We start from the raw sequence: 13963 nt of genomic DNA, 5'->3' as shown, positions 1-13963 counted from the left end.
GGGGGGTTACTGCTCCAGGTGCCCGGTGTCGTTCCAGCGCTCGATCGCCGGGGCGTCGTACGCCCAGCCCAGGACCGAGAGGCTCGTCGGGTCGAGGCGGATGCGGGCGGCGAAGGACACGTCCTCGCCGAGCCAGCGGGCGCCGATGGAGCGCAGGATGTGCCCGTGGGCGAAGACCAGGACGTCGCGGTCGGCGGAGCGGGCCCACTCCACGATCCCGTCGGCGCGGTCCGACAGCTGGGCCAGCGTCTCGCCGTCCGGGACGCCGTCGCGCCAGATGAACCAGTCGGCCTGCCGCTCCTTGATCTGGGGCGGGGTGAGGCCCTCGTACGCCCCGTAGTCCCACTCCATCAGGGCGTCCCACGGCTCGGCCCGGTCGCCGAAGCCGGCGAGGGCGCAGGTCTCGCTCGCCCGGACCAGGGGGCTGGTGCGCACCTCCACGCCGGGCAGTCCCTGCCAGGGGCCGCGGTGCAGGCGCTCGCCGAGCAGCTTCGCGCCGCGCCGCCCCTCTTCGAGCAGCGGGATGTCGGTCCTGCCGGTGTGCCGGCCGAGGAGCGACCACTCGGTCTGACCGTGCCGGGCGAGCAGGATGCGCGGTGCCATGGGAGGGCTCTCCAGAGTTTCGCGGTGCGGGCGTGCTCCCTCCATCATCGCCCACCCGAATCCGGGGCGACACGCGGGCAACCTCCGGGTGCCGCCCGGCGTCCCCTCCCCCGGGCCGTACGCCTTACGGGAGGGACCTTGTCCATGCGCGAGCCACGCTGGTGGGCCGAGCTGTCGCTGATCGGCGTCGTGTACGCGGCCTACACCGGCGGGCGGCTGCTCGTGCGGGGCGACGAGGCCGCGGCCGTCGGCCACGGGCTCGCGGTCCTGCGCCTGGAGGGCCTGCTGGGGATCGACGCCGAGCGTCCCCTGAACCGGCTGTTCACGGACGTCCCCGCGCTCGGGATCCCGGCGGACTTCGCGTACGCCTCGCTGCACTACCTCGTCACCCCGGCGGTCCTGGTGTGGCTGTTCCGACGGCGGCCCGCGCACTACCGGGCGGCCCGCGCGTGGCTGATGACCGCCACCCTGCTCGGGCTCGTCGGCTTCACGCTGCTGCCGACCTGCCCGCCCCGGCTGCTCGACGCGGCGCACGGATTCACCGACACGATGGCCCACTTCAGCGCGTACGGCTGGTGGGGCGGCGAGGCCAGCGCGCCGCGCGGCCTGGGCGGGATGACCAACCAGTACGCGGCGATGCCCAGTCTGCACGTGGGGTGGGCGCTGTGGTGCGGGGTGATGCTGTGGCGGTACGGGCGGACTCCGGTCACGAAGGCGCTCGGGGTGGCGTATCCGCTGCTCACGACGGTGGTGGTGATGGGCACGGCCAACCACTACCTGCTCGACGCGGTCGCGGGGGCGGCGGTGATGGGGGCCGGGTTCCTGCTCGCGCCGCGCGCGCTGCGGGTGGTCGACCGGCTGCGCGGGACGACGGCCCGGACGGCGGGAACGGGGGAAGCCCCTCCGGTTGTCAGTGGGGGATGCGAGACTTTCGCGGGTGAGCACATCCCCGGACAGCGGTCCGTCGCGACCGCCGCAGACGACACGTCGACACCTGCTCGCTGAGCTGCGCGGACCGGGGGTCGCACCGCGTCCGCTGGACGCGCGGGCGCTCGCGGCGCTCGCCGCCAACCCCGGCTGCCGGCGCCGGGCCCTGCTCGACGGTGCCGGGGTCGACAAGTCCGCGCTCGCCGCGAAGCTCGGCTCTCCGGCCCCCTTCGGGCAGTCGCAGTTCGCGATCGTGCGGGGCAACTCCTTCGAGGCGAAGGTGAAGGCGGACGGCGGTCGCGAACTGCTGCGGCTGCTGGGGGTGGAGGAGCCCGGCGAGGTGTCCGTGCCCGACCTGGCGGCGGCCGGGCCCGAGGGGCGGGTGGCGCGCACGGCGCTCGCGCTGCGGGAGGCGACCGGGTCCGGCGGGTGGACGCTGCTCGACCATCCGCTGCTCGCCCTGGAGGTGGCGGGCTCGCCGGTCCACCTGGAGCCGGACGCGGTGGTGGTCCGGCCCGACGGCGGGTGGACGGTGGTCGAGATCAAGTCCTTCCCGACGGTCGACGGTTCGGCCGACGCGGCGAAGGTGGGCGCGGCGGCCCGCCAGGCCGCCGTCTACGTGCTGGCCCTGGAGCGGGTGGCGGCGGTCACGGAGGGCGCGCGGGTGGCGCACTCGGTGCTCCTCGTATGCCCGAAGGACTTCTCGAACGTGCCGACGGCCTCGGTCGTCGACGTGCGCAAGCAGCGGGCGGTGACCCGGCGTCAGCTCGGTCGGCTCACCCGGATCGACGAGATCGCGCAGGCGCTGCCGGAGGGCGTCAGCTTCGACGTGGCCGAGCGCTCGCCGGAGGAGCTGACGGCCTCCGTGGAGTCCGTGCCCCACCAGTACGCGCCGGAGTGCCTGGCCGCCTGCGAGCTGGCCTTCCACTGCCGGGCGCGGTCGCGGGAGACGGGCGCGGTGGAGACCCTGGGCCGTTCGGTACGGGGCGAGCTGGGCGGTCTGACGACGGTCGGCGCGGTCCTGGCGGCGGCGCGCGGCGAGGCGGGCGACCCGGACGACCCGGCGGTGGCGGCCCTGCGGCGGGCGCGGGCGCTGCGCGAGGAGGCGCTGGCGTCGGCCCCCGCCCGCACTCCCCGGGAGCACGTCGAATGCCCCTGCTGACGTCCCTTTCCCGCACCCCGCCCCGGGAGGGCCCCGCATGTCGCTGATCTCCACGCTGGCCCGGATGGAGGCCGTCGAGTCGGGCCGGGCGCAGCCGCTCGCCACCGTGCGGCACCGTCGCGTGTCCGAACGACCCCTGGTCCTGGTGCCGTTGACCACCGCCGGTGAGGCGGGCGCCCCGCTGGGCGCGCTCGTCGGCACCGACCCCGAGGAGCCGCGGCTCCTGGTGGTGCCCCAGCCCCGCGACCGGGACCTGCGGTTCGCGTTCCTCGCGGACCTGGCCGAGGAGGTCCTGCCGTACGTCGACGCCTTCACGGACGTCGTCGAGCTGGTCGAGCGCAACGAGACGGACGCCGAGACCGGCAAGAAGGTGCGGGTCGAGGTCGAACTGTGCGCGGACGCGCCGCAGTTGATCGTTCCGAGCCGGGCGGGCGTCGAGTACGTACGGCTGCTCGGGCGGTCGACGCGGTTCCGGCGGACGGCCGAGCAGGACCCGGAGACGCCGTTCCCCGCGCCGCCGCGCGTGCCGCTGCTCGGGCGCTGGCTGACGCACTTCGGGGAGCGGGCGCGGGTGCCCGGCTCGTCGCTGCTGCTCGCGGCGACGGACCTGCTCAACCGGCACTGGGCGACCGGCCAGTCCTCCCTGGAGGACCAGCACCTGGGCGCGCTGCTCGCCTGGATCGACCCGGCGGACGGGGTGCCGGGCCGGGAGGGGGCGCTGCGGGCCGAGGCGGGCCGGGACGAGCGGGGGCAGCTCTTCTGCCCGCCCGCCGGGCCCGCCACGGACCCGGCCTTCGACAACCGGCTGCTCGCGCCCGCGATCGAGCGGTACGACCGGGCCCGGCAGGCGTCCGGCGCGGCCGAGGACGCCGAGGCGGCCGACCGGGCCCTCGGCGAACTGCACGCGGCCGAGCGGGAGGTGCGCCGGCTCGTCGTCTCGCAGCTCAAGCCCACGTGGGACGCGGTGTGGCGGGCGGTCGGCCTGCTGCGGGAGCTGCCGGAGGGGGCCAGGGTCGGGGACCGCTGGACCCGGGACCGCTGGTCCTTCACCGCCCACCGGGACCGGGTCGCGGCCGGCGAGCCGCCGCAGCCGCGCCGGGACGACGCGGTGACGGCGGCGCAGAAGCTCGCGGCCCGCGAGCAGGCGCAGGGCCAGCTGGAGGCGCAGGAGGCCCTGGACGACCCGCTGGTCCTGGCGGGGCGGCGGCTCGCGGGCGAGGCGTTCGCGGCGGAGGTGGTGGAGGTGACGATGGCGTGGACGGAGTCGAAGCGCCCCGCGCCCCGGCCGCTGCTCACGGTCCGCACGGACGACCGGCCGCACCTGGACGCGCGGACGAGGGTGTACCGCTCGCTCGACGGGAAGCCGCAGGCGGCGGAGTTCGTGCGGTACAAGGAGGACGGCTCGCTGGTGCTCCGGGTCCTGGACCGGATGGGCCGGTCGAAGGAACCGGCGGAGGGGTCGGTGCCGGAGAAGGGCGAGCGGATCGCCTGGACGCTCTTCGAGCACGACCAGCGGGGCGGGCCGAAGCTGCCGGACCCGGAGGAGACCCCCTGGACGCACGGCGGCCCGCCCCGGGTGGACGCCGTGGAACTGCCCGACCCCGTGACCCCCGAGGACGTCCTGTGACCGTGCTCGCCCCGATGACCCCCGAGGACGCGTCGTGACCGCGTTCGACCCCGTGACCCCCGAGGACGTGCCGTGACCGTGTTCGACCCCTCCGCCGAGGCCGGGCGCGCGACGGACGCGATCCTGGCGGACACCCTGCACGGCACGTCGCGGGGCGTGGTCGTGAACTCCCCGCCGGGTGCGGGCAAGTCGACGCTCGTCGTGCGGGCCGCCCTCGAACTGGCCGCCGCGGGGCGCCCCCTGATGGTGGTCGCGCAGACGAACGCGCAGGTGGACGACCTGGTGCTGCGGCTCGCCGAGAAGGAGCCGGACCTGGAGGTGGGCCGGCTGCACTCCAGCGACTCCGACCCGTACGACAAGGCGCTCGACGACCTGGAGAACGTACGGAAGTCGGCGAAGGCGGGCGATCTCGCCGGGCTTCCGGTGGTGCTCTCGACGGCCGCCAAGTGGGGGCACGTGAAGAACGTCGAGCCGTGGGCGCACGCGATCGTGGACGAGGCGTACCAGATGCGCTCGGACGCGCTGCTCGCGGTGGCCGGGCTCTTCGAGCGGGCGCTGTTCGTGGGCGACCCGGGGCAACTGGACCCGTTCTCGGTGGTGGGCGCGGAGCAGTGGGCGGGGCTGACGTACGACCCGTCGGCGAGCGCGGTCTCCACCCTGCTCGCGCACAACCCGGAGCTGCCGCAGCACCGGCTTCCGGTGTCGTGGCGGCTGCCCGCGTCGGCGGCGCCGCTGGTGTCGGACGCGTTCTACCCGTACACGCCGTTCCGCAGCGGCACCGGGCACGGGGACCGGAAGCTGTCCTTCGGGGTGCCGTCGGACGGCTCGGGCCCGGACCGGGTCCTGGACGAGGCGGCCGAGTCGGGCTGGGGCCTGCTCGAACTCCCGGCCCGGCACACCCCGCGCACCGACCCGGAGGCGGTGGGCGCGATCGCCCTGGTGGTGCGGCGGCTCCTGGACCGGGGCGGGGCGGCGGTCTCGGAGCGCGCGGAGCACCCCGTGCCCCTGACGCCGGACCGGATCGCGGTCGGCACCGCCCACCGCGACCAGGCGGCGGCGGTCCGGGCGGCGCTCGCGGACCTCGGCGTGTCCGGGGTGACGGTGGACACCGCGAACCGGCTCCAGGGGCGCGAGTACGACGTGACGGTGATCCTCCATCCGCTGTCCGGCCGCCCGGACGCGACCGCCTTCCACCTGGAGACGGGCCGGCTGTGCGTGCTGGCCTCGCGGCACCGGCACGCGTGCGTGGTGGTGTGCCGCGCGGGCGTGGCGGACCTCCTCGACGAGCACCCGTCGACGGAACCGGTCCAGCTCGGCGTGGCGGTCTCGTTCCCCGACGGCTGGGAGGCGAACCACGCGGTCCTCTCCCACCTGGAGGAACACCGGGTGACTTGGTCGCCGTGAGGCCGGGGGCGCGCGGTCCGGGGTTCGCGCTCTTGCGGGGCGCGGGACAATGGATGACGGCCCGGGATTCCGGGCCGTGTGTGTGCCGTGTGTGCAAAGAGCCGTGCCTGTGCGAAGGAGAACGACGATGGCGGAATCCGCGGAGCGGAGCGGGCAGCGGAGGCTTCGGCCGGCGCCGCTGATCTTCGAGCCTGCCGAGGCGTCCGCCGATCCGGAGCACTTCTTCGACCTGGAGTCCCTGGAGGACCCCCGGGAGCTCCTGTCCCGGGCGACGGAGCTGACGCTCGCGTTCCGGGCGGCGACGGACCGGGCGATCGAGTTCCAGGCGATCGCGGCGGCGCAGCTGGCCGATCCGCGCCGGTTCGACCGGCTCACGGTGGCCGACGTCGCCGAGCGGGCCCAGTGGACCGAGGACTACGCCCGCAAGATGATCGAGTTCGGCCGCGGCCTCATCCGGACGGACGGGCGGCCCGCGGAGGACTGAGCCGGTCCGGGGGCCGGGGGCCCGGAGGGGGTACGGGCGTATGGGCGCGTGGGCGTCGTCCTGGAGCGCGGGGGCGCGATACGGGGGCGCGCGTGGCCGGAGGCGTGCGGAGTGACTGAAAAAGCACCCCTGGCATATGCCGAGGGCGCACGATACTCCTCCCCCGCCCCTCCTGTCCGGCTTTCCGGAAACCCTTGGAAACCGCTCCGTCACTCCCGGTACATCTGGACGCATGACGACGTGGCTGCGCGAAGAGACCCCGCACGACGTGTTCCGCTTCCTCCGGGAGGGCGACGAGGGGCGGCACCAGACGGCCCGGGTGACCGCCGACGGGGCCGCCTGGCTGGCCTCGGCCGCCGGCGGGCGGGGGTCCGCGCTCACCCGCTGGGAGGCCCGGCCGGCCTCGCCGGCGGCGCTGCCCTGCGGGACGGTCTTCGACGTCGTCAACGTGGACGCGGTCTTCGGGCGCCGGATGCTGGACAAGCTGTGGACGGAGGGCCCGGGGTCGGGGCCCGTCGCGGTCCACCGGGGCCGGGCCCTGCTGTTCGCCGCGCCCGGCACGGCCCAGCGGCTGCCCGCCCTGCTCGGCTGGGAAGAGTGGGGCGAGGAGGTGCCCCGGCCGCTCTGTTACGGGCTCGGGGACGCGGTGACCGTGCCGCCGCTCGTGCCCTCCGGCTCCGCCGGGCCGCGGTGGCTGGTGGCCCCCGACACCCGCCACCCGTGGCTGCCCGGCCCCGAGGTCGTGCTCTGGGCCTGTGTGCGGGCCGTCCGGGCGGCTTCCGCCGCCGACGTGCGGGTATCGATTTTTCCTCCCGCCGATCCGGGTGCTAATGTCTACGACGTCAGCAGGCGCCGCTAGCTCAGTTGGTTAGAGCAGCTGACTCTTAATCAGCGGGTCCGGGGTTCGAGTCCCTGGCGGCGCACCGACGGAAGAAGCCCCTCGCGCGAGCGGGGGGCTTCTTCGTGTGCCCGGAGTCTCTTCGTGTGCCGAGGACGGCGGCTCAGTCCCCTCCCGTCGGGGTCACCCTGACCGTCCAGACGTCCGACCCCGACCGGTCCATGACCTCGACCCGGACGCCGGTCCCGGGCACGGTGAAGGTCTCGCCCTCCTCCAGCGGCGCGTCCGCCAGCGGCGGGTAGACCGAGCGCTCCCAGCAGGCCTCGGTGCGCGGGTGGGCGTCCACGACCTCGACCGGGCCGTCCCCGGAGGCCGTACCGCCGCGCACCCGGTAGACGAGCACGCCCTCCGTGCAGGTCTCGGCGTTGTTCCCGGCGTCGCTCCTGGCCTCGATCGCGAGCACGGTGTCGGGGCCGGTGCGGACGACCGCGAGGCGGGTGCCGAGCGTGCCGCCGTGCCCGGTCGGGGCGTCGGTCGGCTCCAGGGCGACCACCCGGGACGCCGGGCCCTGGACGCAGGCCACCTGCGCGCGGGAGAGCCAGCCGAGCTTCCACTTGTGCCAGGCGAAGAGGTCCGGGGAGAGACCGAACTGGCTCCCCATGACGTCCCAGTCACCCACGTGGGTGTCCCAGTCGCCCTTGCCGTCCTCCGGGCGGTGGTAGAGGTCCGGCAGGTCGAAGACGTGGCCGGTCTCGTGGGCCAGGACATTGCGGTCCGGCGGGTGCCGCTCGAAGACCGTGACGACCCGCGCGATCTCGGTGCCGTCGACCTCCAGCGGGCGGTCCAGGTTGACGACCTTGGTCGCGTCGGAGTCCACGCCCGGCGCGTCCGGGTCCGCGACCAGGTAGACGACGTCGTACCGGGAGAAGTCGACGTCCGCGTCGGCGGCGGCGACCGCGTCGCGGAGGTACTCGGCCCGCTTCCCGGCGTCCCAGTCCCGCCGTATGGCGTACGCGCTCGATTCGCGCGGCATCGGGGTCCAGGTCGTGCGGGCGTGCGGGGTCAGGGTGAAGCGCCCGTAGGAGGCGCGCTCGAAGAACTCGCCGGTGCCGGGGAAGTGGTCGGCGGCGAGCTCGGCCGGCGAGACGAGCGGCTCGGAGTCCGGGAAGGACAGGAAGATCATGACCGCGTCGAGGTCCCGGTCCGGGCGCGGGTACGCGCCGTTCCAGGTGTCGAGCCCGAGCGAGTGGTGGGCCTGGGTGCGGGGCAGGGCGCAGGGGTTCGCGGCGGGCACGCCGACGGCGGGTCCCGCGACGAGCCCGGTGGCGGCCAGGGCGGCGAGGGAGGTGAAGGCGGCCGCGCCGGCGCGCAGCCGCGGGCGCCGCTCCCCTCCCCCGGGTGGCTGCTGACCCCTCACATCGACCTCCGGATCACGAAAGCGGGACACCCCACCCACCTTGTGATGATTTGCTGACCTTCGCACGTTTCGACTGCCCCGGTCGGGTGAGTGCACGACGCCACGTCGACGCGACACGAAGAGAAATTCGTTCACGGAAAGTCACCAACGATCACCCCTCCATCGACCCTTGTCAGAGCCGGGCAGAAACGATCTGGCGGGGTGCTCCGGTGGGGATCCTCACAGCGCCGGACGGCCCCGGGGGCACCCCGGAGCTGGAACGGCCGACCGGCCTGGCCCTATGATCGGCTCACTCTTCCTCGGCCGACCGTCCCGTCCCCGTGCGACCGGCCCGACCGCACTACGGGAGCGAGCGGTGAGCGGAACCCCCGAAGGACCGGCGCACCCGGAGCCGGCGGAGACACGGACGGCCGAGCCCGCCCTCACGGAGCGTCACGACGGGCGCCGGGAGGCCGAACTCCGCGACTACCGCGCCGCCTTCCGGGTCGCCCGGCTCGCCATGGCCCTCGTCGACCCGGACGGCGTGGTCGTCGCGGCCAACGACTCCCTCGGCGACCTCCTCGGCACCGGGGCCGGGGCGCTCCGCGAACAGGCCGCCGCCGACCTCGTCGACCTCGCCTCCGACGGGCGCACCCGGCAGGCGTACCGGGAGGTGCTCGGCGGACGCCGCTCCGGCTTCCGCTGCACCCGCCGCCTCAAGCACCCCGACGGGCGCTCGCTGTGGGCCGAGGTCACCGTCGCGCCCGTGCCCGGCAGCCCACGGGTCCTGCTGTCGGTCGCGGACATCAGCGACCGGCGCGAGCTCCAGGCGCGCCTGCGCCACCTCCAGATGCACGACCCGGTGACCCGGCTGCCCAACCGCACGCTCTTCTTCGAGCGCCTCTCGACCGCCCTGGACGCCGGCCGGCAGGAGCCCGGGGCGCCGTACGCGTCACCCGAACCGCACGAGTCGCATGAGTCACACGAGTCGTACGAGTCCTACGGGCATGGCAGAACAGGGCGGATCGGCCTCTGCTACCTCGACCTCGACGGCTTCAAGGCGGTCAACGACACCCTCGGCCACCGGGTCGGGGACCGGCTCCTGGCCGCCGTCGCCGGGCGGTTGACCGAGTGCGCGGACAGCGACGGCCACACCCGCGGCGGCGGCCACCTCGTGGCGCGGCTCGGCGGGGACGAGTTCGCCATCCTGGTCGAGGACTCCACCGGCACCGAGCAGGTGGCCGACCTGGCGCGCTCGGTGCTCGACGCGCTCCAGGAGCCCTTCGACCTGGCCGGGCAGCGACTGTCGGTCTCCGCCTCCATCGGCGTGGTCGAGCGCTCCGGGCGGGGGACGACGGCGACGGCCCTGATGCAGGCCGCCGACACCACGCTGTACTGGGCGAAGGCGGACGGCAAGGCCCGCTGGACCCTCTTCGACCCCGAGCGCAACGCCCACCGGATGACCCGGCAGGCGCTCTCCTCCACCCTGCGGCCGGCCGTGGAGGGCGGGGAGTTCGCCCTGGAGTACCAGCCGCTCGTGGACCTGGCCGACGGGGCCGTGCGCGGGGTGGAGGCGCTGGTGCGCTGGCACCACCCGCAGTTCGGCCCGCTCGCGCCGAATCGGTTCATCGGGATCGCCGAGGAGGACGGCTCCATCGTGGAGCTGGGCCGCTGGATCCTGCGCACCGCCTGCCACCAGGCCCGGCAGTGGCAGAAGGACCACCCGCGCGAGCGCCCGCTCTTCGTGAGCGTCAACGTGGCGGTCCGGCAGGTCTGGGACTCCGACCTGGTCGCGGACGTGGCCGGGATCCTGGCGGAGACCGGGCTCGCCCCGCACCTGCTCCAGCTGGAGCTGACCGAGTCCGCCGTGATGGGCTCGGCCGGCCGGCCGCTCCAGGCGCTCCAGGCGCTGAGCGACATGGGGGTGCGGATCGCGATCGACGACTTCGGCACCGGTTACTCGAACCTCGCCTACCTGAGCCGGCTCCCGGTCTCCGTGCTCAAGCTGGACGGCTCCTTCGTGCGCGGCTTCCAGGACGAGGAGCACGCCAACCCGGCCGACGAGCTGATCGTCGAGGCGCTCGTCCAGCTCGCGCACCGGCTCGGGCTCACGGTCACCGCCGAGTGCGTCGAGACCGCCGGGCAGGCCGGGCGGCTGCGGCGGATCGGCTGCGACACGGGGCAGGGCTGGCTGTACTCGCGGGCGGTGGCCCCGGAGCGGATCGCGGAGCTGATCGGCGCGGAGCCGCTGTCGGTCTGAGCGGCGCGGAACCGCTGTCGGTCCGAGCGGCGCGGCCCGGGCCCGTACGACCGCGCATGGAACTGCCCCCGGCCGGAGGGACATTCCGGGCGGGGGCAGCGGTCATGAGGGGTTCAGCGGGGGCCGGTCGCTCAGCAGGCGCCGAGGTCCTGCCAGACGCCCCACTCACCCGTGGTGCCGGGGGTCTCGTTCTGGGTCCACCACTTGGCCTTGTACTTGCGGCCGTTGTGGGAGACCTGGTTGCCCGCGTTGTAGACCGTGCCGGCCACGTAGGCCGGGACCGAGCCGCAGCCGGTGGTCGGCGGCGTCGTCGGAGGAGTCGTCGGGGGCGTGGTGGGCGGGGTGGTCGGCGGCGTCGTGGGAGGCGTCGTCGGCGGGGTGGTGGGCGGGGTGGTGGTGGAGCCGAGCGCGGTGTTGATCTGCTTCAGCAGAGTCGCGTTCTCGTCCAGGCCGAGCAGGGAGTACATCATCGCGCCGGCCAGGCCGCGCTGCTTGCCGTAGTCCACGCGGGCCTGGATGGACTTCTGGTTGAGGCCGGTGAAGAACTCGCCGTCCTTGTAGAAGTACGAGGACTTCGACTGGTCGTCCCAGAAGGTGGTCGACGGGTTGTCGACGATGCCGCCGAGCTCCTTGTAGTGCGCGATGCCGGCCTGCTGGCTGAGCGGGCGGACGTTGGAGCCGCCGGTGGCGGTCTGCGCGAGGCCGTTGGTGGTCCCGGCCGGGACGCCCTTCCAGCCGCGGTAGTAGAACTCGTAGCCCAGGGTCAGCTTGTTGGCGGGGAAGCCGCCCGTGATGCCGTAGGTCGGGTTGCCGTCGATCCAGGAGTCGATGGCGGAGTCGATCGTGTACTTCTCGGTGCCCGGCGCGATCGGGTCGGTCGGGTCGTTCGGGGAGGGGTACAGCGGGGACTGGTGGTACGTCGGCCCGTCGCCGTCCCAGGCGCCGTGCATGTCGTACGTCATGATATTCGCGTAGTCGAGGTACGCGCCGATCTTGTCCGTCTCGATGTACTTGATCTTGTCCTGGCCGGCCGGGAGGGCCGCGGTCAGGAGGTACTTCTTGCCGCCGTTGGCCGCGCCGTACTCGTCGAGCTGCTTGCGGAACTCGGCGAGCAGGAGGGTGAAGTTCTGCTTGTCCTCGGGGCCGTAGTGGTTGCCCAGGTGGCCGCCGGAGGAGCCCGGGTACTCCCAGTCGATGTCGATGCCGTCGAAGATGCCGGCCGCCGTGCCCGGACCGCCGTAGCCGCCCTCGACCGGCAGGTTGCCCTTGAGGTACTGGTCGATGCAGGAGGAGACGAGCTTCTTGCGGCTCGCGTCCGTCTTCGCCGCGTCGTGGAAGTACTTGGAGTAGGTCCAGCCGCCGAGCGAGATGTTGATCTTCAGGTGGGGGTACTTCGCCTTCAGCTCCTTGAACTGGTTGAAGACGCCCACGATCGGCTGGTCCCACTTGTCGGCGACGCCGTCGACGCTGTCCGCCGCGCTGAAGGACTTCTGGTAGTCGGCGTACGAATCGCCCGCACCGTCACCCGCGTTGGGGTTGTTGTCGTCGCCCGCGGCCTTGTTGGCCTCGAAACAGGTGAGGTTGGTGGGGTGGATGTTGCCGAACGAGTAGTTCAGGACGTCCAGCTGGCCCGCGATGCCCCGGGTGTCGAGGTGCTTGGGGTAGAACGCGTTGCCGTACACGCTCCACTGGTCGTAGTACGCGATGCGCACGTTGCCCGCAGAGGCAGTGGTCGACGAGGGGGCCGCCTGGGCGGAGCCGAGTCCGGCGGTCGCGGCGAGCGCGCCGGCGGCGAGGGCCGAGCTCAGGAGCGCGGCGATCAATGACTTACGGGGGTGCACGTGCGGCCTCCGGATGGGGGGTACTGGGTGGTGCCGTACAAGAGCTGGAGCAGTGATAACCGCCGCGTGAACGGCGAGTCAATGGTCTGAACCAGATTGAGGACTAGACCAATTGACGGAAGAAAGCCCTTGTCAGAGGCGTGCAGCACAAAAAGGAACCGCTCGCCACCATCGGTGACGAGCGGTTTAAGGTTCACTTAGGGAAGGCGCGGGGGGCGTGTGACGCCGAACCAGCGGACCTCGGAAATCCGGGTTTTACCCGGCGGTCTCCGACCCGGAACGCAAGCGCGGGCTACCCGGCGAGCTCCGGCAGGTCGTACGCGTCGGCGATGAGTGCGTAGCTCCGCAGCCGCGCCTCCCCGCCGTGCGCGTTGGCCGTGATCATCAGCTCGTCGGCGCCCGTCCGCTTGCGCAGGTCGTCCAGGCCCGTGCGGACCTCGTCCGGGGTGCCGTACACGACGTTCGCGAGCCAACCGTCCACGAACTCCCGCTCGGCGGGGCTGAAGGGGTACGCCTCCGCCTCCTCCGGCGTCGGCACCAGACCGGGCCGGCCGGTGCGCAGCCGCAGCATCGCGAGCGCCCCGGAGAGGACCTGGCGGCGGGCCTGCGCCGCCTCGTCGGCGGCGAGCGCCGAGACGCCGATCAGCGCGTACGGGGCGTCCAGCACCGCCGAGGGGCGGAAGGAGTCCCGGTAGAGGTCGAGCGCCGGGATCGTGTTCCGGGCCGAGAAGTGGTGGGCGAAGGCGAAGGGCAGTCCGAGCACGCCGGCGAGCCGGGCGCTGAAGCCGGAGGAGCCGAGCAGCCAGATCGGCGGACGCCCCTTCGGCCCCTGCACCGGACCGGGCACGGCGTGGATCCGGGCGTACGGGTGCCCGTCCGGGAAGTCGTCGTCCAGGAACCGGGTCAGCTCCGCGAGCTGCTCGGGGAAGTCGTCGGCGCCCTCGTTCAGCCGGTCGGTGCGGCGCAGGGCGGCGGCCGTCGCGCCGTCGGTGCCGGGGGCGCGCCCGAGGCCGAGGTCGACCCGGCCCGGGGCGAGGGCTTCCAGGATGCCGAACTGCTCGGCGACGACGAGCGGGGCGTGGTTGGGCAGCATGACGCCGCCCGAGCCGAGCCGGATGCGCCGGGTGTGGGCGGCGAGGTGGGCGAGGATGACCGCCGGGGAGGAGGAGGCGACCCCGGGCATGGAGTGGTGCTCGGCCACCCAGTGCCGGTGGAAGCCGCGCCGCTCGGCAAGCCGGGACAGCTCGACGCTGGTGGCGAGGGCCTGGGACGCGGTCCGCCCGCTGCCGACGGTCACCAGGTCCAGTACGGACAGCGGTACGGGCGCGGTGCCCCGCGCCTCTCCTCGAATGGTGTCGGTCACCGTCGGGATCCTCCTCGGCACACGTGCGGATACATGCGGGGAAGAACAGGAGGCGGTC

The 13963-nt window shown here is 73.8% G+C and carries 11 protein-coding genes and 1 tRNA gene; 8 read left to right on the top strand and 4 right to left on the bottom strand.

Translation table 11 applies throughout. The annotated features are described in order from the left end of the window. Positions 1–6 precede the first annotated feature (6 nt). Entirely contained in the window at positions 7–603 is a 597-nt protein-coding gene (locus ACIP5O_RS04480) for a histidine phosphatase family protein (RefSeq protein ID WP_401288495.1), read from the bottom strand. 144 nt (positions 604–747) lie between these two features. Between ACIP5O_RS04480 and ACIP5O_RS04475 the strand changes: the two genes are divergently transcribed. From ACIP5O_RS04475 to ACIP5O_RS04445, 7 genes are all read left to right on the top strand, one after another. Continuing rightward, a complete protein-coding gene (locus ACIP5O_RS04475) occupies positions 748–1608 on the top strand; it encodes a phosphatase PAP2 family protein (protein ID WP_401288492.1) in 861 nt (286 codons plus the stop codon). Then, on the top strand, positions 1541–2692 hold the full coding sequence (locus ACIP5O_RS04470) for a hypothetical protein (protein ID WP_401288490.1): 1152 nt from the start codon (positions 1541–1543) through the stop codon (positions 2690–2692). Before ACIP5O_RS04475 ends, ACIP5O_RS04470 begins: the two co-directional genes overlap by 68 nt. Before the next feature lie 37 nt (positions 2693–2729). Next, positions 2730–4319, top strand: a complete 1590-nt coding sequence (locus tag ACIP5O_RS04465) for a hypothetical protein (protein WP_401288488.1) — start codon at positions 2730–2732, stop codon at positions 4317–4319. 72 nt (positions 4320–4391) lie between these two features. Further along, complete coding sequence (locus ACIP5O_RS04460; protein WP_401288485.1) at positions 4392–5723, top strand: AAA domain-containing protein; 1332 nt, start codon at positions 4392–4394, stop codon at positions 5721–5723. 127 nt (positions 5724–5850) lie between these two features. Next, a complete protein-coding gene (locus ACIP5O_RS04455) occupies positions 5851–6207 on the top strand; it encodes a hypothetical protein (protein WP_365538620.1) in 357 nt (118 codons plus the stop codon). Between the two features lie 232 nt (positions 6208–6439). After that, positions 6440–7066 (top strand): hypothetical protein, encoded by a 627-nt coding sequence (locus ACIP5O_RS04450; protein ID WP_401288483.1) that lies wholly within the window; start codon positions 6440–6442, stop codon positions 7064–7066. Continuing rightward, positions 7057–7130: transfer RNA gene (locus ACIP5O_RS04445), tRNA-Lys, on the top strand. Before ACIP5O_RS04450 ends, ACIP5O_RS04445 begins: the two co-directional genes overlap by 10 nt. 78 nt (positions 7131–7208) lie before the next feature. Here ACIP5O_RS04445 and ACIP5O_RS04440 read toward each other — a convergent pair. Then, on the bottom strand, positions 7209–8462 hold the full coding sequence (locus tag ACIP5O_RS04440; RefSeq protein ID WP_401288480.1) for a M6 family metalloprotease domain-containing protein: 1254 nt from the start codon (positions 8460–8462) through the stop codon (positions 7209–7211). 355 nt (positions 8463–8817) lie between these two features. On the opposite strand from ACIP5O_RS04440, the gene ACIP5O_RS04435 reads away from it, so the two are divergent. Continuing rightward, positions 8818–10701, top strand: coding sequence for a putative bifunctional diguanylate cyclase/phosphodiesterase (locus ACIP5O_RS04435; protein ID WP_401288478.1), 1884 nt, complete (start codon positions 8818–8820; stop codon positions 10699–10701). A gap of 131 nt (positions 10702–10832) precedes the next feature. Here the strand turns inward: ACIP5O_RS04435 and ACIP5O_RS04430 are convergent, their stop codons facing one another. Next, positions 10833–12542, bottom strand: a complete 1710-nt coding sequence (locus ACIP5O_RS04430; RefSeq protein WP_401288476.1) for a glycosyl hydrolase family 18 protein — start codon at positions 12540–12542, stop codon at positions 10833–10835. Between the two features lie 292 nt (positions 12543–12834). Further along, positions 12835–13905, bottom strand: a complete 1071-nt coding sequence (locus ACIP5O_RS04425) for an LLM class flavin-dependent oxidoreductase (RefSeq protein ID WP_401288473.1) — start codon at positions 13903–13905, stop codon at positions 12835–12837. Positions 13906–13963 lie beyond the last annotated feature (58 nt).

The sequence above is a fragment of the Streptomyces sp. NPDC088915 genome, from assembly GCF_044749825.1.
In the GTDB taxonomy this organism is placed as follows: Bacteria; Actinomycetota; Actinomycetes; order Streptomycetales; family Streptomycetaceae; genus Streptomyces.
Note: the sequence above shows the minus strand (reverse complement) of the source record. Positions and strands in the feature narration are given on the sequence as shown.